Origin of the sequence: Streptomyces sp. NPDC085481, from assembly GCF_044541845.1 — a bacterium.
GTDB lineage: Bacteria > Actinomycetota > Actinomycetes > Streptomycetales > Streptomycetaceae > Streptomyces.
Map to the genome: position 1 here is coordinate 602496 of NZ_JBITTJ010000002.1, position 22286 is coordinate 624781.

Sequence of the window (22286 nt, forward strand, 5' to 3'; positions counted from 1 at the left end):
CGCTGTGCCCCGCCAATTGGGAGAGCTCGAAGACGCCGTCATGACGCGCGTATGGCAATGGAACCGCCCGGTGACCGTCCGGGAAGTCCTGGAGGATCTCCAGCAGGAACGGTCCATCGCCTACACCACCGTCATGACCGTATTGGACAATCTCCACCAGAAGGGCTGGGTGCGCAGGGAAGTCGAAGGCCGCGCCTATCGATATACGGCGGTCTCCACCCGGGCCGCCTACTCGGCCGCACTGATGAACGAAGCCTGGCAGCAGAGCGACAACCCCGCCGCGGCCCTCGTCGCCTTCTTCGGCATGATGTCGACGGAACAGCGCGAAGCGCTGAACGACGCCATCCGTATCCTCCCGCGGGACACCCCGGAGGCCGGCGCCGCCCCCGCGGAAGGCGCCGAGGGCGGCGCAGGGCCCGCGGAACCGGGGCGATAACGTCCCCCCATGCCTTCCGCCAATGCCGTCACCGTGCGCCGGGCCCGTACCTCCGATGTCGCCGCCGTCCGCCGCCTCGTCGATCCCTACGTGCGCCGCGGCATCCTGCTCGACAAAGCGACCGTGACCCTTTACGAGGACATCCAGGAGTTCTGGGTAGCGGAACGCGACGACGACGCCACGGTCGTCGGCTGTGGCGCGCTCCACGTGATGTGGGAAGACCTCGCCGAAGTCCGTACTCTCGCGGTCGATCCCGACTTCAAGGGCGCCGGAGTGGGACATCACGTGCTCGACAAGTTGCTGCACACCGCCCGTTGGCTCGGGGTGCGCCGGGTTTTCTGCCTCACCTTCGAAGTCGACTTCTTCGCGAAGCACGGCTTCGTCGAGATCGGCGAGACTCCGGTCGACGGAGATGTCTACAGCGAGCTCCTGCGTTCCTATGACGAGGGTGTCGCCGAGTTCCTGGGTCTCGAACGAGTGAAGCCGAACACCTTGGGCAACAGCCGGATGCTTCTGCACCTGTGACCGGAGTGCGGAGCGCGGTGTCAGCGAGTGCCTTTGTCCGAATCGCGCACGTTTCCCGCGTTGCCGGGGTTCTGAACCTCTGCCAGGGGTTTGTGTTTTTCCGGGAAAAGCGGTTTCCTTTCCGCGTACTGCATTTTCGATGAAAGGAAATCCGGTGGCACAGAAGGTTCAGGTCCTTCTTGTCGACGACCTCGACGGCGGCGAGGCGGACGAGACCGTGACGTTCGCGCTGGACGGCAAGTCCTACGAGATCGACCTCACCACCGCCAACGCGGACAAGCTCCGTGACCTGCTCGAGCCGTACACCAAGAGTGGCCGCCGCACCGGCGGCCGCAGCGCGGGCGCCCGTGGCAAGGGCCGTACCGCCGTCTCCGGTGGCAGCCCGGACACCGCGAAGATCCGTGCGTGGGCCAAGGAGAACGGCTACAACGTGAACGACCGCGGCCGCGTGCCCGCGGAGATCAAGGCTGCTTACGAGGACGCGAACCGCTGAGGCACCAGCTGCTGAGTCGCCGGCGCCGCCCCCCGCGGGCGGACCCGGACCGCACTCAGCAGCCGCACCCGGTGGCACTCCGCGGCGGCGGCGGCCACGAGCCGGGCCAGACAGGGGGCGCCCGCACCGCCCCGCACCGAGGGCCACAGGGCCGGCAGCGAGGACTCCACCTCGCGACCGGGCTCCGGGGCCCTCAGCCATACCGCGGCGCCCGGCGCGCCGGAACCGCTCCACCCCGGGGGACGGGGCGCGGTCATCCGGCCGTCGGTGCCCAGCATCGCGAGATCCAGTGAGATCCCGCCCCACTCCAGCCAGTCCAGCAGGCCGGGCAGCTCATCGGCGCTCCCCGCGGCCACGAGCAGCCGCATCCTGCGCCCCATGAGGGCCACCGGACCCACGGCGGAGCCCATCCGGCGCAGCACGCCACGGCCGGCCGCGGCAGGCAGCTCCAGGGCGTCGAAGCGGAGCCCCGTCACCAGCTGCACCGGAGGTCCGGCCGCGGTCGCCCAGCCGAGCTCGTGCTCGTACCACCGCGCCACACCGCCGTCGATCGGCGAGCGGGGCGGCGGGACGGTGAAGGCCATACCGGGGGAACGCCGCCGAGGGCTCGTTGGTTACGTCCCCGGGGCCCCTCGGGCGCTTCCCCGGTGACGCAGGGTCCTTGATCCGGCGCGCAGAGTGTCCACGATGGGGGCGTACGGGTGCATTCGAGAGCGCAAGGATGTTCGCCCGTAGCGGAGGGAACGGGGGTGTGCCGCATGGAGTGTCAGTGCTTACGGGTAAGACATTCCATGTGAGGAGGGGCGTCTCGCGGGCAGAAGCGTCTCACGTTCGCCATCGGCGTACTGGAGCCGCGGGTAACCACTTGGCCTGCGGGAACATCGTCTCGCACCATCGAGTTGGAGCATTTGTCGGCTGTTCGGCAGCAGGTCTCCCCAAGAAGTAAGGGGGTGATCCGGACGGATGTCGGCAGTTGGAATGAGCGGTCCCCGCTTGCGGGACTAAGCTGCGGAAGGACAGGGAGGGGATCGACCCCTAACTGACTGACCGCTCTGAGGAGCGATTAACGATGTTCGAGAGGTTCACCGACCGCGCGCGGCGGGTTGTCGTCCTGGCTCAGGAAGAAGCCCGGATGCTCAACCACAACTACATCGGCACCGAGCACATCCTCCTGGGCCTTATCCACGAGGGTGAGGGTGTCGCCGCTAAGGCCCTGGAGAGCCTCGGGATTTCGCTCGAGGCGGTCCGCCAGCAGGTGGAGGAGATCATCGGTCAGGGGCAGCAGGCCCCGTCCGGGCACATCCCCTTCACCCCTCGTGCCAAGAAGGTCCTGGAGCTGTCGCTCCGGGAGGCCCTCCAGCTCGGCCACAACTACATCGGCACCGAGCACATCCTGCTCGGCCTGATCCGCGAGGGCGAGGGCGTCGCCGCCCAGGTCCTCGTGAAGCTGGGCGCCGATCTCAACCGGGTGCGGCAGCAGGTCATCCAGCTGCTCTCCGGCTACCAGGGCAAGGAAGCCGCCACGGCGGGCGGCCCTGCCGAGGGCACGCCCTCGACGTCCCTGGTCCTCGACCAGTTCGGCCGCAACCTCACCCAGGCGGCCCGCGAGTCCAAGCTCGACCCGGTCATCGGGCGCGAGAAGGAGATCGAGCGGGTCATGCAGGTGCTGTCCCGCCGTACGAAGAACAACCCGGTCCTCATCGGCGAGCCCGGCGTCGGCAAGACCGCCGTCGTCGAAGGCCTGGCGCAGGCCATCGTCAAGGGCGAGGTGCCCGAGACCCTCAAGGACAAGCACCTCTACACCCTCGACCTCGGCGCGCTGGTCGCCGGCTCCCGCTACCGCGGTGACTTCGAGGAGCGCCTGAAGAAGGTCCTCAAGGAGATCCGCACCCGCGGCGACATCATCCTGTTCATCGACGAGCTCCACACCCTGGTGGGTGCGGGTGCCGCCGAGGGCGCGATCGACGCCGCGAGCATCCTCAAGCCGATGCTGGCCCGCGGTGAGCTCCAGACCATCGGTGCCACCACGCTCGACGAGTACCGCAAGTACCTGGAGAAGGACGCCGCCCTCGAGCGCCGCTTCCAGCCCATCCAGGTCGCGGAGCCGTCGCTGCCGCACACGATCGAGATCCTCAAGGGTCTGCGCGACCGGTACGAGGCCCACCACCGGGTCTCCATCACCGACGAGGCCCTCGTCCAGGCCGCGACGCTCGCCGACCGGTACATCTCGGACCGCTTCCTGCCGGACAAGGCGATCGACCTGATCGACGAGGCCGGCTCCCGGATGCGCATCCGCCGGATGACCGCGCCGCCGGACCTCCGCGAGTTCGACGAGAAGATCGCCTCCGTCCGCCGGGACAAGGAGTCCGCGATCGACTCGCAGGACTTCGAGAAGGCCGCCTCCCTGCGCGACAAGGAGAAGCAGCTCCTCGCCGCGAAGACCAAGCGGGAGAAGGAGTGGAAGGCCGGCGACATGGACGTCGTCGCCGAGGTCGACGGCGAGCTGATCGCCGAGGTCCTCGCGACCGCCACCGGCATCCCGGTCTTCAAGCTGACCGAGGAGGAGTCCTCGCGCCTGCTCCGCATGGAGGACGAGCTCCACAAGCGCGTCATCGGCCAGAAGGACGCCGTCATCGGCCTCTCGCGCGCCATCCGGCGTACGCGGGCCGGTCTGAAGGACCCGAAGCGCCCCGGTGGCTCGTTCATCTTCGCCGGCCCGTCCGGTGTCGGTAAGACCGAGCTGTCCAAGGCGCTCGCCGAATTCCTCTTCGGCGACGAGGACGCGATGATCTCCCTCGACATGTCGGAGTTCAGCGAGAAGCACACCGTTTCCCGGCTCTTCGGTTCTCCGCCCGGATACGTGGGCTACGAAGAGGGCGGTCAGCTCACCGAGAAGGTGCGCCGCAAGCCGTTCTCCGTGGTCCTCTTCGACGAGGTCGAGAAGGCCCACCCCGATATCTTCAATTCCCTTCTCCAGATCCTGGAGGACGGTCGTCTGACCGACTCCCAGGGCCGGGTCGTGGACTTCAAGAACACGGTCATCATCATGACGACCAACCTCGGGACCAGGGACATCTCGAAGGGCTTCAACCTCGGCTTCGCGGCCCAGGGCGACACGAAGTCCAACTACGAGCGGATGAAGGCGAAGGTCAGCGACGAGCTGAAGCAGCACTTCCGCCCGGAGTTCCTCAACCGTGTGGACGACATCATCGTCTTCCCGCAGCTGACGCAGGACGACATCCTGCAGATCGTCGACCTGATGATCGGCCGGGTCGACGAGCGCCTGAAGGACCGGGACATGGGCATCGAGCTCTCCCAGTCCGCGAAGGAGCTGCTCGCCAAGAAGGGTTACGACCCGGTGCTCGGCGCCCGTCCGCTCCGCCGGACGATCCAGCGCGAGATCGAGGACACCCTGTCGGAGAAGATCCTCTTCGGCGACCTGCGTCCCGGCCACATCGTGGTCGTGGACACGGAGGGCGACGGCGAGGAGCGCACGTTCACCTTCCGCGGCGAGGAGAAGTCGGCACTTCCCGACGTGCCTCCGGTGGAGGCGGCGGGCGGCGCGGGCCCGAACCTGTCGAAGGAAGCGTGACGCGTAGGTAGCGCCTGGCGCACAAGGGGCGGCCCCGGAACCTGGTGGTTCCGGGGCCGCCCCTTTGTCATTCGACGGTGAGGGCGCGGCGCACGAGTCCGGCTGCGCGGGGGCGGTGGAGGGGGTTCCGGGGGGTTCGGTTGCGTGACCCAGGTCGCATTCGCGGGCGCTCCGTGGTGACAAGGCGCACAGGGGTTTCGGAGGGTACTAGCCGGAATAGTGGCGACTTTTGGTCCGGATCCGGGACGTTCCGGACTGAACCGCCGGGACTTTGGTCCCGTACGGTCCCGAAGCGGACGAGGCGTGGCCATTTGGGCGGTGCGGGACCTCGCGACGTGCGGATAAACCGGTGAGAAGGTGCCGCTTTGTCCGATTTCGTACGCCCGTGCCGGGGTCGTCAAGAGCTGAACTTCCCGGGAGATCGCTACGACGTGATGTCGTAGATGGGGTGTTTTACCCCGGATGGGGGTCTGGGTTACCAAGGATGAGCAAGCCCGGCGTCGACCGCTGTCGCGTCGGGTCCCGTTCTGTCCGGAGGTTCTCCCCCGTATGTCGAAGCGCGTCATGAAGCCCAGCATCCGTATCACCGCCGTCGCCCTCGCCGCCGCGGGTCTGGGAGCGTCGCTGGTGGCCGGAGCCGGGTCCGCCTTCGCCGCCGAGGGCACGGCCGCCACCGCGAACACCCAGGTCGTCGCCACCGCGTCCGCCGCCGTCGCCAAGCAGGCCGACGTCCAGGCCCAGGTCGCCGCCCAGGTGAAGGCCGCCGCCGCGCAGGCCAAGGCCGCGCAGGTGAAGGCCGCCGCCGCCAAGGCGCAGGTCAAGGTCGTCGCCGCCAAGAAGGCCGCCGCCTGGGTCAAGCCCGTCACCGCCTACACGCTGAGCGCCAGCTTCAACCAGGGCGGCGCCATGTGGGCCCACAAGCACTCCGGCCAGGACTTCGCCGTCCCCGTCGGCACCCCGGTCAAGGCCGCCGGCGCCGGCACCATCGTGAAGGCCGGCCCGAACGGTGGCGGCGACGGCCCCGCGTACGGCAACGCGATCGTCGTCAAGCACGCCAACGGCACGTACTCGCAGTACGCCCACCTGTCGAAGATCAAGGTCGCCATCGGCCAGAAGGTCTCCGCCGGTCAGCAGATCGCCCTCTCGGGCAACACCGGCAACTCCTCCGGCCCCCACCTGCACTTCGAGATCCGCACCACCCCGAACTACGGCTCGGCCGTGAACCCGGTCGCGTTCCTGCAGACCCACGGCGTCTCCATCTGATCAGGATGACGCCTGACGGTCACCGGCCCTGGTGGGCCTGACCGATCAGATCGAGGGCGACCTCGAGGACGGCTTCGTGCTTGTCCTCGGGGTCGCCCTCGACGTTCTCCATGAAGAACGTCCCCGCGTGCATCGTGAAGATCGCGCTGACCGAGCGGACCTTGTCGGTCATGGTGAAGTCCGGCTCCTGGATGAGGCCGATCACCGCGATCATGCGCTCCTTGAAGGTGAGGCCGATGCTCAGCTCGCGCACCGTGGCCTGGTTCTCCTGCATGAAGCGGAAGAGCGGGGCGGCGGCGAGCAGCGCCTCCTGGTAGCGGCGGAGGATCTCCTGCTTGGTCTCCAGGGTGCGGGGCTGCTCGCGGCCCCAGTCGATCAGCTCGTCCATGGGCCTGGTGAGGTCCTCGAAGATGCCGATCAGGATGTCTTCCTTGGTCTTGAAGTGGTAGTAGAGCGCGGCCTTGGTGACGTCGAGGCGTTCCGCGATCTCGCGCAGCGAGGTCTTCTCGTACCCCTGCTCGGCGAAGAGTTCGAGGGCCACGTCCTGGATGCGCTGGCGGGTGTTGCCTCGGGCCTGGGCCATGGTCTCTCGCTTCTTCCGCTGCCGAACAAAACTTACTTGACGCCCGGCTAGTGACCGGTCTACCTTCCCCAGTGTAGTAACTAGCCGGGCGGCAAGTAAGGGAATGGCGATGGCGACGACAGACACAGTGACGACAGCCGAGGGGAAGGCCGAACAGCCGCGCAGCGTCCGCGTCGTCCTCCTCGCCCTCATGATCGCGATGCTGCTCGCGATGCTGGACAACATGATCATCGGCACCGCGATGCCGACGATCGTCGGCGAGCTCGGCGGCCTGGAGCACCTCTCCTGGGTCGTCACCGCCTACACCCTGGCCACCGCCGCCTCCACCCCGATCTGGGGCAAGCTCGGCGACATGTTCGGCCGCAAGGGCGTCTTCCTCACCTCGATCGTGATCTTCCTGATCGGCTCGGCGCTCAGCGGCATGGCCCAGGACATGGGCCAGCTCATCGGCTTCCGCGCCGTCCAGGGCCTCGGTGCGGGTGGACTGATGGTCGGCGTGATGGCCATCATCGGTGACCTGATCCCGCCCCGCGACCGCGGCAAGTACCAGGGCATGATGGCCGGCGTCATGGCCCTCGCCATGATCGGCGGACCGCTGGTCGGCGGCACCATCACCGACCACATGGGCTGGCGCTGGTCCTTCTACATCAACCTGCCGCTCGGCGTGATCGCGCTTGCGATGGTCAGCTCCGTGCTCCACCTGCCGAAGAAGGAGCGCGCCGCCGGCACCCGGATCGACTTCCTCGGCGCCGCGCTGCTGACCCTCGGCATCACGGCGATCGTCCTGGTCACCACCTGGGGCGGCACGGAGTACGCCTGGGGCTCCGCCACCATCGTCGGTCTCGCGGTCGGCGGTGTCGCCGCCCTCGCGGCCTTCCTGTTCGTCGAGACCCGCGCGGCCGACCCGATCATGCCGCTGCACATCTTCCGCAGCCGCAACTTCACCCTCATGTCCGTGATCGGCTTCCTCACCGGCTTCGTGATGTTCGGTGCGGTGCTCTTCCTGCCGCTGTTCCAGCAGTCCGTGCAGGGCGCCTCCGCGACCAACTCCGGCCTGCTGCTCCTGCCGATGCTGCTGTCGATGATGGTCGTCTCGATGATCGCCGGCCGGGTCACCACCAGCAGCGGCAAGTACAAGATCTTCCCCATCATCGGCTCGGCCCTGATGGTCGCCGGCCTGTTCCTGCTCTCCCAGATGGACACCGGCACCTCCCGGCTCACCTCGGGGATCTACATGGCGGTGCTCGGCGCCGGCATGGGCTTCCTGATGCAGATCACGATGCTCGTCGCGCAGAACAGCGTCGAGATGAAGGACATGGGCGTCGCCTCCTCGTCGACCACCCTCTTCCGGACCCTCGGCTCCTCGTTCGGCGTCGCGATCATGGGCGCCCTGTTCACCAGCCGGGTCCAGGACGAGATGGCCGCCCGCGGCGGCTCGGGACTGACCTCGCAGTCGGCCCAGCTCGACGCGGCGAGCCTGGCCAAGCTGCCGGCCGCACTCCGTGAGGCGTACCAGTTCGCGGTCGCCGCCGGCACCCACTCGGCCTTCCTGGTCGGCTCGGCCGTCGCCGTCCTCGGCTTCGTCCTCGCCTTCTTCGTCAAGGAGGTGGCGCTGCGCGGGACCGGCCCGGCGGCCAAGGAGGAAGGGGCCGACGCCCCGAAGGTCGCCGAGACCGTCTGATCGGTGGCGACCAGCACCCCCGACGACGCGCGGCTGGCGCTTCTGCGCCGGCTGCGCCTCGCCAAGGACGCCATGGACCGCGACTGGGGCGAGCCGCTCGACCTGGACGCGGTGGCCGCCGTTGCCGGCTATTCGCGGTACCACTTCGTCCGCGCCTTCAAGGCCGCGTACGGCGAGACCCCGGGCCAGTACCTCTCGCGCAGGCGCATCGAGCGGGCCCAGGAGATGCTGCGTACGGCGGACCTGACCGTCACCGAGATCTGCGGCCTGGTCGGCTTCAGCAGCCTCGGCACCTTCTCCACCCGCTTCAAGAGCCAGACCGGCCTCACCCCGAGCGAGTACCGGGCCCGCCACGTGGGCCGCGGAGCCGCGCTCATTCCCGGGTGCTTCGCGCTGCTCTACGCGGGCGCGTTCCCCGGGCGCGGACAGCGCAATACGGAAGAAGCCGGCTGAGGGCGGGGCCGCCTACGGTGGAGCCATGATCAAGGGACTGGGCATCACCACCGTCTGGACGCTCGACCAGGAGCGCACCAAGAGGTTCTTCACCGAGAAGCTGGGCTTCGAGGTGCGGACCGACCTGTCCATGGGACCCATGCGCTGGGTCACCGTAGGCGCCAAGGCGCAGCCGGACGTCGAGCTGGCCCTCATGAGCCCGGAGGGCCCGGCCATGGACGAGGAGTCCGCGGCCGCCCTGAAGACGCTCGTCAGCAAGGGTGTCCTGGGTGCCGGGGCCTTCCGCACCGACGACTGCCGCAGGGACTACGAGGAGTTCCGGGCGAAGGGGGTGGAGTTCCTCCAGGAGCCGCAGGAGCGGCCGTACGGCGTCGAGGCGATCTTCCGCGACGACAACGGCAACTGGTACTCGCTGACCGAGCGCAACGAGGAGCTCGACTTCTCCAAGGACTTCGGGACCACCCCGGAGGCGACGACCCCGTAGGCGACCTCGTAGGCGACCCCGTAGGCGACCACCCCGGAGAACTGATCACACGCTGATCAGTCGGGCAGCCGCAGCACCGGGAAGCTGCCCGTGTTCGTCGGCGCGTGGTCCGGCAGCCACAGCACCGCGATCGCGCCGCCGGCCCCCTCCGGGGTGCCCTCGGGGGCCGCGTTGCGGAAGGTCAGCCGGGCGCCGAGGACCCGCGCCTGGCCGGCCGCGATCGTCAGGCCCAGGCCGTGGCCCTGGCCCGCGCGGTCGCTGCTGCCGGTGCGGAAGCGGCTCGGGCCGTCCTGGAGGAGCGCCTCGGGGAAGCCGGGCCCGTGGTCCCTGACCCGGACCACCCGGCCCTCGACGGTGACCTCCACCGGGCCCTTGCCGTGCTTCATGGCGTTGGCGAGCAGGTTGCCCAGGATCCGCTCCAGGCGGCGCGGGTCGGTGTTCACCCAGGACTCGTGGACGACCCGGACGACCGCGTCCGGGTCGAGCACCCGCACCCGGCGCACCACGAACTCGCCGAGGGCGATCTCCTGGAGCTCGGCCCGCTCCGACGCGCTGTCCAGCCGGGCGACCTCCAGGACGTCCTCGACCAGGGTCCGCATGGCCTGCGCCCGGTCCCGTACGAGCTCGCTCGGCCGTCCCGGCGGCAGCAGCTCGGCCGCCGTGAGCAGCCCCGTCACCGGGGTGCGCAGCTCGTGCGCGATGTCCGCGGTGACCCGGCGCTCGGCCTCGATCCGCTCGTGCAGGGCGTCGGTGAGGGCGTCGATCGCCCGGGCCAGCTCGTCGGTCTCGTCGCGTACGACTCCGCCGACGGCGTCCCGCACCCGGACGTCGGTGTTGCCCTGGGCGACCCGGCCGGCCGCCGCGGCCGCCTTGCGCAGCCGGCGCGACAGCTGGCCGCCGATGAGCACGCCGAGCGCGCAGCCGCCGAAGACGACGGACACCGAGCCGATGATCAGGGCCCGGTCGAGGTCCTTCATGATCGTGGCGCTGCGGTCGGCGAAGGGCACGTGCAGGGAGAGCACGTCGCCGTTGGCCAGCGGCACGGCCGCCCACACGTCCGGCGGGCCGCTGTGGTGCTCCTGCACGTAGGTGCCGCGCCGGCCGTCGCGCATCAGCCGGTCGAGCTGGGGCGGCAGTGCCGGGTCGTTGACCTTGGTGCCGAAGCGCGGCTCCTTCGGCTTGGACGTCTCGTACACGCGCTGCGCGAAGAGCAGCCGCCACATCTGCACGTCGCGCGCGTTGTCGAGCATGGAGACGCGGGCCGCGTTGTGGACGACCAGGCTGAGCGTGACCGCGATGAGCGCGCCGACCGCCGCGATGGCGACGGCGATCTTCCAGCGGACCCCCGTACGGAGGGCGAGCCCCTTCACCACGTGCTGACCTGCTTCACCGACCGACTCGCTTCACCGACTGACCGCTTCACCGACCGACCCGCTCCACCGACTGAACCGCTCATCCCTTGAGCTTGTATCCGAAGCCGCGGACCGTCTCGATCCGGTCCTGGCCGATCTTGGTGCGCAGCCGCTGCACATGGACGTCCACCACCCGCGTGTCGCCGCCCCAGCCGTAGTCCCAGACCCGCTCGAGGAGCTTGTCGCGGGACAGTACCGTGCCCGGCGCCGAGGAGAACTCCAGCAGCAGCCGCATCTCGGTCGGGGTGAGCGCGACCGGTGCCCCCGCCTTGCGGACCTCCATGCCCTCGGTGTCGACCTCGAGGTCGCCGAAGGCGAGCACCCCGCCGTCGGCCGCCGCCTCCCCGCCGTCCCCTGCGCCCGGGCCGCCCGCGTGCCCGAAGCGGCGCAGGACGGCGCGGATCCGGGCCATGAGCACGGCGCCGTCGAAGGGCTTGGTGACGTAGTCGTCCGCGCCGGCCTCCAGGCCGAGGACGACGTCGATGGAGTCGGCCCGCGCGGACAGCATGATCACCGGCACCGTCGACTCGTCCCGGATCCGCCGGCACAGGCTGACGCCGTCCATGCCGGGCAGCATCACGTCGAGCAGCGCGATGTCGGGCCGGTTCGCACGGAAGGCCTCCAGCCCGGACAGGCCGTCGGGCATGGCCGTCACCGCGAAGCCGTCCCGCTCCAGAGCGAGCTGGGTGGCCTCACGGATGACGTCGTCGTCCTCGACGAACAGGACATGGGTCTCGGCCATGGCGTGCGTGCCTTTCCGCGTAAGAGGAGCTCAGCGAGGGGAGCTCCGTAAGACTCAGGGGATCAGTTCGCGCCGGACGGGGTCGGCTCCGGCGTGGCGGCGTCGATGCCGCCGTCGCCGACCGCCCGGCTGTAGTCGTTGTGCACCCAGTCGTGCTGGGTGAACTTGTTCCCCTGCCAGCGGTAGGTGATCACGTCCTCGCCCGAGGGGTACGCCACCGGGTCGCCCTCGGCGTACACCTGCTTGGTGACGATCAGGTCCCCGCGGTCGATCGTCCCGTACACGGCGGCGTCCTCGGCCATGAAGACGTTCGTGTACTTGTCGTTCTCCTCGCGGTACACGTACGTGCCGATGCCCACGGCGTCCCCGCAGGTCATCACGTTGACCACGATGTCGGGCGAGGTCGAGTTGGTGAGGTTCCCGTACGAGGTGTCCACCGGGTAGGCGTCCGCGGTGCACGGCTTCAGGTCGGCCTTGAGCCGCTCGCCGATCTTCGGGTCGGCCTTGAGCAGCGCGATCGGGTCCACCCGCTTGGCCTCCCGCGCACCGTCGCCCGGCGAGGCCGAGGGCGTGGGGGTGGCCGCGGCCGTCGAGGCGACCTCGTCCGAACGGGCCGCGCCCTCGTCGCGCGAGCCGGTACCACCGGTCGAGCAGCCGACGAGCACTCCGGCGCCGAGCACGCCGACGGCGGCGAGCCCGGCCACCGCCGTGATGCTCGCCGCCCGTTCTCTGGCACCTAGGCCGCGCACCGCTCCTGCCCCCGTTCATAGGTCCGTACGGTCGTGGTCCGCTCCAGGACCCCCGCCTGCAGAGCGCGGGTGTCACCCTCGGCGGCCCGGCTCTCCAGTTCCTGCCGCAGCCGGGCCAGCGCGCGGTGGAGCGTGCTCTTCACCGTACCGGTCGACATGCCGAGCGCGGCGGCGGTCTCCTCGGTGCTCATCTGCTCCCAGTGGCGCAGCACGACCACGCTGCGCTGCTTGGGCGCGAGCACCTTGAGGATGTCCATGAGCAGCGCCCGGTCGGCGTGCTGCTCGGTGGCGTCGTCGACGCTGGCCTCGGGCAGCTGCTCGGTGGGGACCTCTTCGAGCTTGCGGGCGCGCCACCACTCGGTGCGGGTGTTGATCATCACCCGGCGGAGGTAGGCGTCGGCCAGCGACTTGTCGGCGATGCCGTCCCAGCGGCCGTACGTGCGGACCAGCGCGGTCTGGAGCAGGTCCTGCGCGTCCACCGGGTCGGGCACGAGACGGCGGGCACTGCGCAGCAGCGCGTCCTGCCGCGTGCGTACGTACTCCTCGAAATCGAGCACCTCGCCGTGCGCCATCCCGAACCGCCTCCGATCCCCGTGACCAGCCCTGTCTTGCTTACGTCGACGAAGTTACGGAGCGGTTGTCACGGGGCTGTGCGCGGCAGCCGTCGGCGGACGCACGGCTGCCCATCGGTTGTGTAACAGCGGATTCAAAGGTTCCGGATCGGGGTGCGGGTCGGGGCGCGGACGGGGCCTCCCGCGGGCGCTCGGCTCAGGCCAGCGGCAGCCGGTAGCGACCGCCGTCGAGCGGCTCGACCAGACCGTCGGCGACCAGGCCGTCCAGCGCCCGGGCCCGCTGCACCGGCTCGTCCCAGACCGCGTCCAGCGCGGCCTGTTCCACCGGATCCACGGCCTCCCTGAGCACCGCGAGCAGCTTGCCCCGCACCTGCCGGTCCGTGCCCGCGTACGTCTGGCCACGGCGTGGCGGTCCCTCGTGAGCCGGCTTCCCGGCCAGCAGCCAGGAGCACCGGTCGGCCAGCGGGCAGCGCCCGCAGTCCTCGTTCCGCGCCGTGCACACCAGCGCGCCCAGCTCCATCGAGGCCGCCGCCCAGCGCGCCGCCGTCGTCTCGTCCTCGGGCAGCAGGGCCCGGGCGAGCCGGCGCTCGGCGGCCGTGGTGGCGTTCGGCGGGTACTGCACACCGGCCGCCGCCCGCGCGAAGACCCGCCGCACGTTGGTGTCCAGGACCGGATGGCGCTGCCCGTACGCGAACGAGGCCACTGCTGCCGCCGTGTACTCGCCGATCCCCGGCAGCGCCAGCAGCTGCCCGTGATCGCTCGGTACGTCGCCGCCGTGCCGCTCCGTTATGGCCACGGCAGCCGCGTGCAGCCGCAGCGCGCGCCGCGGATAGCCGAGCCGGCCCCAGGCTCGGACGGCCTCGCCGGGCGCCTCGGCGGCCAGGTCGGCGGGGCGCGGCCAGCGCGCCAGCCACTGCTCGTAGACGGGCAGCACGCGTACGACGGGCGTCTGCTGCAGCATGAACTCGCTGACCATCACGCCCCACGCCCCCGCCTCGGGGCGGCGCCACGGCAGGTCGCGGGCGTGCCGGTCGAACCAGGCGAGGACGGGCCCGTGCAGTTCGGAGGGAAGGACGTCGCTGGGGGAGGTGTCGATGGAAGTCATGTCGCTTCCGATCCTGGCACGTTCCCCCCGCGATCAGTACGCGCCGTGGCGCACGCCCTCGGGGCGCGCGGAGGCGTGCGAGCGCACCCCGCGCCCCACGCACCACACCACCGCGCTGCTCCGACTGGAGCGGGCCGTCTCCACCAGCGCGCGGACGGGGCGCTTCGCCGCCTTGACGACGAGGAACGCGACCGCGCCGCCGACCAGCAGGCCGACCGTCACGTCGTGCGGGTAGTGGACGCCGACGAAGACCCGGGAGAAGGCCATCAGGAGCGCCATCGGGGCGGTCAGCCAGACCATCCCGCGCCAGGAGAGGGCGAGCGCCACGGCCGCAGCGCCCGCGATGGCAGAGTGGTTGCTGGGGAAGGACCAGTCGCCGTGCGGCGGGCAGGCGACGAGCGAGGCGGGCACCCCGGGGACCCGGCACGGGCGCTCTTCGTCCACGAGCGACTTCAGTGCCTCGCTCACCACGTAGCCGAAGGCCGTCGCGAGCGGGGCGAGCAGCGCGAGCGCCATCGCCTCGCCCGGCGCCCGCCGCGACCGCCACCAGCCGGCCACGAACAGCACCCCGAAGAGCAGTAGCCCGAGCTCGGTCCACACCTCCGCCACTTGCTGGAACCAGTGCGGGGTGGAGTGGGCGAACTCGGAGATGTCGAGATACAGGCCGTCGGAGAGGTCAGGGAGGTTGTCCATGGTCACCGACGTTAACCGGCGCCGGCAGCGGTCCACCCGAGCCGAAGGGCGACAGCCGACCCCGACGAAAGTAGGGGGTGGTGCGGGGGTTTCCGGAGAACCCTGCTCCGGCCCGGATGTGATCATCGGCAAAACTTGATGCTTGGGGCGGCATGTGGGGCGGGAGTTGGCCGCGATCTCTCGTAAGGTTCGTGGCGTGGGATCTCTGCGCAATCCGGTCGGGCCGCTTCCCTCCTCCATCTACTGGCGTCGGAGGGCCGTGGCGCTGTGCCTGGTTGCCCTGCTCGCGCTGATCGCCGTATGGGCCGTCAGCTCCGGTGGCGGACAGGGGAAGAAGCCCAGCGACTCCGCCAACGGCGCCTCTCCCGCGCCCTCGATCACTCCCGGGCCCTCGGGCACCGGCCCGGCGATCACCCAACAGCCGGGCGGTCGCGACGAGTCGGGCGACGGCGGCGGGACCGGCGGCGGTGACAGCGCCGGCGGCGACGGCGGTACGGACGCCGGCGCGGGTACGGACGCGGGGGCCTCGGGCGGCGGCAAGAACGGCGACACGGACGGCGCGGGCGGCGACGGGGGCGCCGGCACGGGCGCCGGACAGCAGGTTCCGGCCAATTCTCCGCTGCCGAACTGCGCCCCGGGAGCACTGCAGTTGACGCTGAAGAGCGCCAAGGTCAGTTACGAGCCCGGCGAGAAGCCCCGCTTCCACCTGGTCGTCAGGAACACCTCGGCCGCCGCCTGCAAGGCCGATCTCGGCCCGGCCGGCGCGGTGTTGACGATCAGCGACACCAAGAGCGACGAGATCTGGTCGTCCAAGGACTGCCCGCGCCCGGCCGGCCCGCTGCTCCTGAAGATCCCCGCCCAGTCGACGATCACGCACACCGTGGAATGGGACCGCAGGCAGAGCGCCCCGCAGTGCGCGACCGCCCCGGCGGCCCCGGTCGGCCCCGGCACCTACCTGGTGGAGGCGGCGATGCCCGGTGTGAAGGTGCTGCCGGCCTCGTTCACGCTGGCGAAGGACTGAGCTGCCCGAGGCGCTGCCACCCCAGGCGCCGCTGCCCGAGGCGCTGCCACCCCAGGCGCCGCTGCCCGAGGCGCTGCCACCCCAGGCGCCGCTGCCCGAGGCGCTGCCGCCCCAGGCGCCGCTGCCGAGCCCCGGGCTGGAGCCGGCAGGCGTTCAGACGTACCGCTCCAGGATCGAGGACTCCGCGAGCCGCGACAGGCCCTCGCGGACGCTGCGGGCACGCGCCTCGCCGACGCCGTCCACGGTCTGCAGGTCGTCCACGCTCGCCGCGAGCAGCTTCTGCAGCCCGCCGAAGTGCTCCACCAGCCGCTCGATGATCGCGCCCGGCAGCCGCGGCACCTTGGCGAGCAGCCGGTAGCCGCGCGGCGAGACCGCCGAGTCCAGCGTCTCGGGGGAACCGGTGTAGCCGAGCGCCCGCGCCACTATGGGCAGTTCGAGAAGCTCCGGGTGGGTCAGCGCGTCCAGCTCGGTGAGCGCCTCGGCGACCGTGCGGGAACGCTTGGCCGTGGGCTCGGGCACGTAGTCCCGGATGACCAGCTCGCGCTCCGGCTCCACGCCCGCGATCAGTTCGTCGAGCTGGAGCGAGAGCAGCCGGCCGTCGGTGCCGAGCTCCACCACGTACTCGGCGATCTCGGTGGCGATCCGGCGCACCATCTCCAGGCGCTGGGCGACGGCGGTGACGTCCCGGACGGTCACCAGGTCCTCGATCTCCAGGGCGGAGAGCGTGCCGGCCACCTCGTCGAGCCGGAGCTTGTACCGCTCCAGGGTCGCCAGCGCCTGGTTCGCGCGCGACAGGATCGCCGCCGACTCCTCCAGGACGCGGCGCTCGCCGTTGACGTACAGGGCGATCAGGCGCATCGACTGGGAGACCGAGACCACCGGGAAACCACACTGCTTGGAGACCCGGTCCGCGGTGCGGTGCCGGGTGCCGGTCTCCTCGGTGGGGATCGACGCGTCCGGGACCAGCTGCACGCCGGCCCGCAGGATCTTGGTGATGTCCTTGTCGAGGACGATCGCCCCGTCCAGCTTGCACAGCTCGCGCAGCCGGGTCGCGGTGAAGTCGACGTCGATGACGAAACCGCCGGTGCACATCGACTCGACGGTCTTGTCCATCCCGAGGACGATCAGTCCGCCGGTGTTGCCGCGGAGGATGCGCTCGAGCCCGTCACGGAGGGCGGTGCCGGGGGCGACGGCACTGAGCGACGCACGCATCAGTGCCTCGTTGTCCTTGGCTGCCACTGCACTCCTCCGGCTCGTACGGATGGGCGAGACCAGGGCAAAGTCTAGCGGTCTAGCCCTCCGCCTCCTGAGGTGCCGGGGCCCGGCGGCCCCGCGGCAGGACCCGCAGGGCGTCGCCCATGTCCGCGACCTCGGTCACCTTCATGCCCGGCGGGACCCTGCCAGGGTCGCCGGGAACCAGCGCGTGGGTGAACCCGAGCCGGTGCGCCTCGGCGAGCCTGCGCTGCACACCGGTCACCCGGCGGACCTCGCCCGCGAGGCCGACCTCGCCGATCGCGACCAGGTTCTTCGGCAGCGGGGTGTCACTGGCGGCTGAGGCGAGGGCGAGAGCGATGGCCAGGTCGGCGGCCGGCTCGGAGAGCTTCACCCCGCCGACGGTCGCGCTGTAGATGTCCCGCTTGCCCAGCGCGGTGATCCGGCCGCGCTGCTCCAGGACCGCCAGCATCATCGAGACCCGGGAGGTCTCCAGACCGGAGGTGGTGCGGCGCGGCGAGGGGATCTGCGAGTCCACCGTCAGCGCCTGGACCTCGGCGACCAGTGGCCTGCGGCCCTCCAGGGTCACCGTCAGACAGGTGCCGGGCACGGCCGTGTCGCGGCGGGTCAGGAAGAGCCCGGAGGGGTCGGCGAGCCCGGTGATGCCCTCGTCGTGCAGCTCGAAGCAACCGACCTCGTCCGTCGCCCCGTACCGGTTCTTCACGCCCCGGACCAGGCGCAGCCGCGCGTGCCGGTCGCCCTCGAAGTGCAGCACCACGTCGACCAGGTGCTCAAGGAGCCGGGGGCCCGCGATGGCGCCGTCCTTGGTGACATGGCCGACGAGCAGCGTGGACATGCCCCGCTCCTTGGAGGCCCGGATCAGCGCCCCGGCGACCTCGCGGACCTGCGCCATCCCGCCCGGGGCGCCGTCGATCTCGGGCGAGGCGACGGTCTGCACCGAGTCCAGGACGAGCAGCGAGGGCTTCACCGCGTCCAGGTGCCCGAGGACGGCGGACAGGTCGGTCTCGGCGGCCAGATAGAGGTGGTCGCTGAGCGCGTTGATCCGGTCGGCGCGCAGCCGGACCTGGCTGGCGGACTCCTCGCCCGTCACGTACAGCGTGCGGTGCTCCTCGCCCGCGGCCTTGGCGGCGACGTCGAGCAGCAGCGTCGACTTGCCGACGCCCGGCTCGCCCGCGAGCAGCACGACAGCGCCGGGCACGAGCCCCCCGCCGAGGACCCGGTCCAGCTCGTCGACGCCCGTGGTGCGGGCGGTCGCCTGCCGGCCGTCGACCTGCGCGATCGGCAGCGCGGCGGTGGACACCCGTCCGGCGGCGGTGGTCCGCACGGCGGGCGCGGCGCCGTACTCCTCGACCGTCCCCCACGCCTGGCACTCGGGGCAGCGGCCGAGCCACTTGGCCGTCTGCCAGCCGCACTCGGTGCAGCGGTAGGACGGACGGTCCTTGGTGGATTTCGTACGGGCAGCCATGGGCGACACCGTATAGGCCGCCACCGACAGCGGGGTTCCGCCGTTGAGGAACCGGCCGGAGCACCGGGTTCGCGCCCCCTTCAGGCGACCCTGGTGTCCCCCTTCGGGCGATAGCTTCACCCGTACGGATTAAATGTGGGCAAGGGGTGAGAAGACCCCCCACCCTCTTGCCTACGGTCGCCCAGTGACGAGCAGTCTGGAGCAACCCACCCGATCCACCGGCGGCCCCCGCACCCTGGGCCAGCGGCCCCCCGCCCGGTACGAGGAGTACCTGGACGGCCTGTTCACCTACTGCCTCTCGGTGCTCTGCGACCACGACACGGCCACCGCCGTCCTCGGCGACGTCCTTGCCATCGCCGAGCGCCAGCACGGCCGCTGCCCCTCCGACGAGGGCGGCCGCCGCGCCTGGCTGTACGCGCTGGCCCGCTGGGCCTGCCTGCGCAGCCTCGGCGAGCAGCGGCGCAAGCGGCCCGGCGCCCACACCGGCCGGCCGGCCGTCACCGCCCCCGAGCCGCCGCGGGTCTCGCCCGAGGCCGCCGAGCGCCGCCGCGCCGAGCTCGCCGCACTCGCCTGGCCGGAGGCCGCCGGCACCACGCCGGAGCAGCGCGAGGCCCTGGAGCTGGCCGTACGGCACGGTCTCGGACACCGCGAGGTCGCCGCCGTGCTGTCGCTCGACCCGGTCGCCGCCCGCGAGCTGCTCTCCGTCGCGCAGTGCGAGGTCGAGCGGACCCGCGCCGCGCTCGCCGTCGTCGAGACCGGCGACTGTCCGACCGTCGCCCGGCTCACCGGCGACCACCAGGTGCTGCTCTCCGCCGCCCTGCGCGCCGAGCTGGTGCGCCACGTCGACGACTGCCCGCGCTGTCGCCGGGCCGCAGAGCGGGCGGGGGCGGGCGGTCCCTGGCCTGGCGCCGCGGCCCCGCCGGCCGGCCGGCTGCCGCTGGTGGAGGCGCCGCGCGCCGCCGCGTACGTGGCGATGCTGCACGTCCCGCGCGCCCGGGCGGGCGCCCCCCGGTTCGGCCCGACCGGCTTCCCCGTGGACCCCAAGGACCACGCGGCCCGCCGCGACCGGATGCGGGCCCGCGCCGTCACCACCACCGTGGTCGCCGCGGTCGTCGCCGCCCCGGTGCTCGCGCTGTGGGCCTCGTACCGCGGCACCCCGGTCGTGGGGGAGGGCGCCCACGACGCCTCCCGGATCAGCGCCCGCGAGGCGGACGAGCCGGGCACCGGCTCGGAGGGGGACGCCGACGGCCGTCCGTACGACCGCTACGAGAACACGGGCAACGCCCGCACCACCCCCGACCCCCGCTTCACCCGCGGCAGTCGCTCCCCGGACGTCTCCGTCGAGGTGATCAGCCCCGGCGCGCCCGCCACCCCGACGCTGCCCGGGCAGCCGGCGCCCGCCCGGATCACCGTCGCCGCGCACGGCAGCGGCGCGACGACCTGGCTGACCCTCACCAACGAGGGAGGCTCGCCCGCCGCCTGGTCGCTCTGGTCCGACGCCCCCTGGCTCTACGTGAGCCAGGCCTCCGGCACCCTCCGCCCGGGCGAGTCGGTCACCGTCCGGATCTCCGTCGACCGCTCCCGCGAGCCGGCCGGCACCTGGAGCGCCCGGGTCGGCGTCGCCCCCTCGGGCGCGGTGATCCGCATCGACGGGCGCGGGGCGACGCCGCCGACCACCACGACGGAGCCCACGACGCCGCCGCCGACGACCGAGCCGACGACGGAGCCGCCCACGAGCGTGCCGACCACCGGGCCCCCGACGACCGAGCCGACCACCGAGCCCCCGACGACGGAACCGACCACCGAGCCCACCCCCACGGACTCGGCCACCGACACGCCGGGCCCGGAGTCCCCGAGCCCCTAGTTTCCGCGGGGTGTCTCGCCGATCACGCCGGGCCGGCGACGCGCGGCACCGCCAGGACTCGTTACGCCGGGTCCGCAGGGTGCGGCGCGACCAGCGGCAGCTGCGAGGCGAGCCGGGCCTCGCACAGGCCGACCAGGACGTCGTACGCCCCCTTGCCCATCATCTCGACGAGCTCGGGCCGGTACGAGACGTAGACAGGCTCCCCGCCCACGTGCGCAGAGGTCGCCGTCGTGCAGTACCAGTGCAGGTCGTGGCCGCCGGGACCCCAGCCGCGCCGGTCGTACTCGCCGATCGACACCTGGAGGACCTTGGTGTCGTCCGGGCGGTCGATCCAGTCGTACGTCCGCCGAACCGGCAGCTGCCAGCACACGTCCGGCTTGGTCTCGAGCGGCTCCCGGCCGTCCTTCATCGCCAGGATGTGCAGCGAGCAGCCCGCGCCGCCCGCGAAGCCGGGACGGTTCTGGAAGATGCAGGAGCCCTCCCAGCGGCGGGTCTGCCGGTCGCCGTCCTCGTCGAGCTGCACCCAGCCCGTCTCCGTGCCGACGTCGTGGAACTGCCACAGCTCGGGCGTGAGCCGGGCCACGTGCTCGGCGACCCGCTTCTCGTCGTCCTCGTCGGAGAAGTGCGCGCCCAGCGTGCAGCAGCCGTCGTCGGCCCGCCCCTCCTGGATGCCCTGGCAGCCGTTGCCGAAGATGCAGGTCCAGCGGGAGGTGAGCCAGGTCAGGTCGCAGCGGTAGACCTGCTCCTCGTCGTCCGGGTCGGCGAACTCCACCCAGGCGCGCGGGAAGTCCAGGCCCTTCTCGTCGGGCTCCTCGCCCTTGGCCCGCTTCCTGCCGACCTTCACGGCCTTGGCCGCGTGCGCGGTCCTGGCCGCCTTGGCGGCGCTGTCGCTGTCGCTGGCGTTCGCACCGGCATGCTCTTTGCCCGGCTTCGCCTTTTTCGTCTTTGGCACAACGACAAGCGTATGCGGGTGCGAGCAGTAGCGTTCCGTCCATGAGACTCGGAGTCCTCGACGTCGGTTCGAACACAGTGCACCTGCTGGTGGTGGACGCCCACCCCGGCGCCCGCCCCATCCCCGCCCACTCCCACAAGGCGGAGCTGCGGCTCGCGGAGCTCCTCGACGAGCGCGGGGCCATTGCGGACGCGGGGGTCGAGCGACTCATCGCGACGGTCCGCGAGGCCCTCGCGGCCGCCGAGGACAAGGGTTGCGAGGAGGTGCTGCCGTTCGCGACCTCCGCGGTGCGCGAGGCCAGCAACGCCGACGCGGTCCTCGCCCGCGTGTACGCGGAGACCGGCATCGCCCTGCAGGTCCTGACCGGCGAGGAGGAGGCCCGGCTCACCTTCCTGGCCGCCCGACGCTGGTTCGGCTGGTCCGCCGGCAAGCTGTTCCTGCTCGACATCGGCGGCGGCTCGCTCGAGGTCGCCTTCGGCATCGACGAGGAGCCCGACGCGGCCGTCTCGCTGCCGCTCGGCGCGGGCCGGCTCACCTCGGGCTGGCTGCCCGGGGACCCGGCGGAGCAGGCCGACGTGAAGGCGCTGCGCCGCCATGTGCGGGCGCAGATCGCCCGCACGGTCGGCGAGTTCAGCCGCTTCGGCCGCCCCGACCACGTCGTCGCCACCTCGAAGACCTTCAAGCAGCTGGCGCGGATCGCCGGCGCCCCCGGCTCGGGCTTCGGCCTGTACGTCCAGCGGAACCTGACCCGCAAGTCCCTGGAGGAGTGGGTGCCGCGGCTCGCCGCCATGACCGTCGCCGAGCGGGCCGCCCTCCCCGGTGTCTCCGAGGGCCGCGCCGGCCAGCTCCTCGCGGGCGCTCTGGTCGCGGAGGGGGCGATGGACCTGTTCGGCGTCGAGGAGCTGGAGATCTGCCCCTGGGCGCTGCGGGAGGGCGTCATCCTGCGGCGCCTGGACCACCTGCCGTAG

The 22286-nt window shown here is 71.5% G+C and carries 22 protein-coding genes; 11 read left to right on the plus strand and 11 right to left on the minus strand.

Annotation, left to right across the window (positions count from 1 at the left end; translation table 11 throughout):
• Window positions 1-4 precede the first annotated feature (4 nt).
• The 3 genes from ACIGEZ_RS08625 (at window position 5) to ACIGEZ_RS08635 (ending at window position 1454) form a co-directional block, all read left to right on the plus strand.
• The gene (locus ACIGEZ_RS08625) at window positions 5-436 is read left to right on the plus strand and encodes a BlaI/MecI/CopY family transcriptional regulator (RefSeq protein ID WP_399827617.1); all 432 of its coding nucleotides are present in this window, start codon (window positions 5-7) and stop codon (window positions 434-436) included.
• A gap of 9 nt (window positions 437-445) precedes the next feature.
• Window positions 446-961, plus strand: coding sequence for an amino-acid N-acetyltransferase (locus ACIGEZ_RS08630; protein WP_399827484.1), 516 nt, complete (start codon window positions 446-448; stop codon window positions 959-961).
• 154 nt (window positions 962-1115) lie between these two features.
• Entirely contained in the window at window positions 1116-1454 is a 339-nt protein-coding gene (locus tag ACIGEZ_RS08635) for an Lsr2 family protein (protein ID WP_399827486.1), read from the plus strand.
• Here ACIGEZ_RS08635 and ACIGEZ_RS08640 read toward each other — a convergent pair.
• Window positions 1433-2038 (minus strand): SCO3374 family protein, encoded by a 606-nt coding sequence (locus tag ACIGEZ_RS08640; RefSeq protein WP_399827489.1) that lies wholly within the window; start codon window positions 2036-2038, stop codon window positions 1433-1435. The two genes, ACIGEZ_RS08635 and ACIGEZ_RS08640, sit on opposite strands and share 22 nt — an antisense overlap.
• Window positions 2039-2523: 485 nt before the next feature.
• Here ACIGEZ_RS08640 and ACIGEZ_RS08645 point away from each other — a divergent pair, with 485 nt between their 5' ends.
• Both ACIGEZ_RS08645 and ACIGEZ_RS08650 read left to right on the plus strand, forming a co-directional pair.
• Window positions 2524-5046, plus strand: a complete 2523-nt coding sequence (locus ACIGEZ_RS08645; protein ID WP_399827492.1) for an ATP-dependent Clp protease ATP-binding subunit — start codon at window positions 2524-2526, stop codon at window positions 5044-5046.
• A gap of 549 nt (window positions 5047-5595) precedes the next feature.
• Window positions 5596-6309: a M23 family metallopeptidase gene (locus ACIGEZ_RS08650; RefSeq protein WP_399827494.1), complete on the plus strand. Its 714-nt coding sequence runs from the start codon at window positions 5596-5598 to the stop codon at window positions 6307-6309.
• 19 nt (window positions 6310-6328) lie between these two features.
• Here ACIGEZ_RS08650 and ACIGEZ_RS08655 read toward each other — a convergent pair whose 3' ends face one another.
• Complete coding sequence (locus ACIGEZ_RS08655; protein ID WP_399827496.1) at window positions 6329-6892, minus strand: TetR/AcrR family transcriptional regulator; 564 nt, start codon at window positions 6890-6892, stop codon at window positions 6329-6331.
• Window positions 6893-7001: 109 nt separating this feature from the next.
• Here ACIGEZ_RS08655 and ACIGEZ_RS08660 point away from each other — a divergent pair, with 109 nt between their 5' ends.
• From ACIGEZ_RS08660 to ACIGEZ_RS08670, 3 genes are all read left to right on the plus strand, one after another.
• Entirely contained in the window at window positions 7002-8573 is a 1572-nt protein-coding gene (locus tag ACIGEZ_RS08660; RefSeq protein ID WP_399827498.1) for an MDR family MFS transporter, read from the plus strand.
• 72 nt (window positions 8574-8645) lie between these two features.
• On the plus strand, window positions 8646-9026 hold the full coding sequence (locus ACIGEZ_RS08665) for a helix-turn-helix transcriptional regulator (RefSeq protein WP_399827619.1): 381 nt from the start codon (window positions 8646-8648) through the stop codon (window positions 9024-9026).
• 25 nt (window positions 9027-9051) lie between these two features.
• Entirely contained in the window at window positions 9052-9510 is a 459-nt protein-coding gene (locus tag ACIGEZ_RS08670) for a VOC family protein (protein ID WP_399827501.1), read from the plus strand.
• Window positions 9511-9566: 56 nt separating this feature from the next.
• Here ACIGEZ_RS08670 and cseC read toward each other — a convergent pair whose 3' ends face one another.
• The 6 genes from cseC to ACIGEZ_RS08700 all read right to left on the minus strand — a co-directional run bounded on the left by cseC (window position 9567) and on the right by ACIGEZ_RS08700 (window position 14783).
• Window positions 9567-10880 (minus strand): two-component system sensor histidine kinase CseC, encoded by a 1314-nt coding sequence (cseC, locus tag ACIGEZ_RS08675; protein WP_399827621.1) that lies wholly within the window; start codon window positions 10878-10880, stop codon window positions 9567-9569.
• Window positions 10881-10962: 82 nt separating this feature from the next.
• Window positions 10963-11664, minus strand: a complete 702-nt coding sequence (cseB, locus tag ACIGEZ_RS08680) for a two-component system response regulator CseB (RefSeq protein ID WP_399827504.1) — start codon at window positions 11662-11664, stop codon at window positions 10963-10965.
• Window positions 11665-11726: 62 nt separating this feature from the next.
• A complete protein-coding gene (locus ACIGEZ_RS08685; protein ID WP_399827506.1) occupies window positions 11727-12368 on the minus strand; it encodes a hypothetical protein in 642 nt (213 codons plus the stop codon).
• Between the two features lie 32 nt (window positions 12369-12400).
• Window positions 12401-12985: a SigE family RNA polymerase sigma factor gene (locus ACIGEZ_RS08690; RefSeq protein ID WP_399827509.1), complete on the minus strand. Its 585-nt coding sequence runs from the start codon at window positions 12983-12985 to the stop codon at window positions 12401-12403.
• A 196-nt stretch (window positions 12986-13181) separates the two neighbouring features.
• Entirely contained in the window at window positions 13182-14090 is a 909-nt protein-coding gene (locus tag ACIGEZ_RS08695; protein WP_399827512.1) for an A/G-specific adenine glycosylase, read from the minus strand.
• Window positions 14091-14123: 33 nt separating this feature from the next.
• Window positions 14124-14783: a phosphatase PAP2 family protein gene (locus tag ACIGEZ_RS08700; protein WP_399827515.1), complete on the minus strand. Its 660-nt coding sequence runs from the start codon at window positions 14781-14783 to the stop codon at window positions 14124-14126.
• A 196-nt stretch (window positions 14784-14979) separates the two neighbouring features.
• Between ACIGEZ_RS08700 and ACIGEZ_RS08705 the strand changes: the two genes are divergently transcribed.
• A complete protein-coding gene (locus tag ACIGEZ_RS08705; RefSeq protein ID WP_399827518.1) occupies window positions 14980-15804 on the plus strand; it encodes a hypothetical protein in 825 nt (274 codons plus the stop codon).
• A gap of 153 nt (window positions 15805-15957) precedes the next feature.
• Here the strand turns inward: ACIGEZ_RS08705 and disA are convergent, their stop codons facing one another.
• Complete coding sequence (gene disA, locus ACIGEZ_RS08710) at window positions 15958-17016, minus strand: DNA integrity scanning diadenylate cyclase DisA (RefSeq protein ID WP_399827623.1); 1059 nt, start codon at window positions 17014-17016, stop codon at window positions 15958-15960.
• A gap of 79 nt (window positions 17017-17095) precedes the next feature.
• Window positions 17096-18502 carry a DNA repair protein RadA gene (gene radA, locus ACIGEZ_RS08715; protein WP_399827521.1) on the minus strand — a complete coding sequence of 469 codons (1407 nt, stop codon included), beginning with the start codon at window positions 18500-18502 and terminating at the stop codon, window positions 17096-17098.
• Between the two features lie 133 nt (window positions 18503-18635).
• On the opposite strand from radA, the gene ACIGEZ_RS08720 reads away from it, so the two are divergent.
• The gene (locus tag ACIGEZ_RS08720; protein ID WP_399827523.1) at window positions 18636-20366 is read left to right on the plus strand and encodes a hypothetical protein; all 1731 of its coding nucleotides are present in this window, start codon (window positions 18636-18638) and stop codon (window positions 20364-20366) included.
• Between the two features lie 61 nt (window positions 20367-20427).
• Here ACIGEZ_RS08720 and ACIGEZ_RS08725 read toward each other — a convergent pair whose 3' ends face one another.
• Window positions 20428-21318, minus strand: coding sequence for a hypothetical protein (locus ACIGEZ_RS08725; RefSeq protein ID WP_399827526.1), 891 nt, complete (start codon window positions 21316-21318; stop codon window positions 20428-20430).
• A 41-nt stretch (window positions 21319-21359) separates the two neighbouring features.
• On the opposite strand from ACIGEZ_RS08725, the gene ACIGEZ_RS08730 reads away from it, so the two are divergent.
• Window positions 21360-22286, plus strand: coding sequence for a Ppx/GppA family phosphatase (locus ACIGEZ_RS08730; RefSeq protein ID WP_399827530.1), 927 nt, complete (start codon window positions 21360-21362; stop codon window positions 22284-22286).

Coding starts and splice junctions, on each gene's coding strand:
- ACIGEZ_RS08650 (WP_399827494.1), top strand. CDS start 5,596: ATGTCGAAGCGCGTCATGAAGCCCAGCATCCGTATCACCGCCGTCGCC.
- ACIGEZ_RS08655 (WP_399827496.1), bottom strand. CDS start 6,892: ATGGCCCAGGCCCGAGGCAACACCCGCCAGCGCATCCAGGACGTGGCC.
- ACIGEZ_RS08700 (WP_399827515.1), bottom strand. CDS start 14,783: ATGGACAACCTCCCTGACCTCTCCGACGGCCTGTATCTCGACATCTCC.
- ACIGEZ_RS08730 (WP_399827530.1), top strand. CDS start 21,360: ATGAGACTCGGAGTCCTCGACGTCGGTTCGAACACAGTGCACCTGCTG.
- cseB (WP_399827504.1), bottom strand. CDS start 11,664: ATGGCCGAGACCCATGTCCTGTTCGTCGAGGACGACGACGTCATCCGT.
- disA (WP_399827623.1), bottom strand. CDS start 17,016: ATGCGTGCGTCGCTCAGTGCCGTCGCCCCCGGCACCGCCCTCCGTGAC.
- radA (WP_399827521.1), bottom strand. CDS start 18,502: ATGGCTGCCCGTACGAAATCCACCAAGGACCGTCCGTCCTACCGCTGC.
- ACIGEZ_RS08695 (WP_399827512.1), bottom strand. CDS start 14,090: ATGACTTCCATCGACACCTCCCCCAGCGACGTCCTTCCCTCCGAACTG.
- ACIGEZ_RS08640 (WP_399827489.1), bottom strand. CDS start 2,038: ATGGCCTTCACCGTCCCGCCGCCCCGCTCGCCGATCGACGGCGGTGTG.
- ACIGEZ_RS08630 (WP_399827484.1), top strand. CDS start 446: ATGCCTTCCGCCAATGCCGTCACCGTGCGCCGGGCCCGTACCTCCGAT.
- ACIGEZ_RS08720 (WP_399827523.1), top strand. CDS start 18,636: ATGTGGGCAAGGGGTGAGAAGACCCCCCACCCTCTTGCCTACGGTCGC.
- ACIGEZ_RS08665 (WP_399827619.1), top strand. CDS start 8,646: ATGGACCGCGACTGGGGCGAGCCGCTCGACCTGGACGCGGTGGCCGCC.
- ACIGEZ_RS08645 (WP_399827492.1), top strand. CDS start 2,524: ATGTTCGAGAGGTTCACCGACCGCGCGCGGCGGGTTGTCGTCCTGGCT.
- ACIGEZ_RS08670 (WP_399827501.1), top strand. CDS start 9,052: ATGATCAAGGGACTGGGCATCACCACCGTCTGGACGCTCGACCAGGAG.
- ACIGEZ_RS08660 (WP_399827498.1), top strand. CDS start 7,002: ATGGCGACGACAGACACAGTGACGACAGCCGAGGGGAAGGCCGAACAG.
- ACIGEZ_RS08690 (WP_399827509.1), bottom strand. CDS start 12,985: ATGGCGCACGGCGAGGTGCTCGATTTCGAGGAGTACGTACGCACGCGG.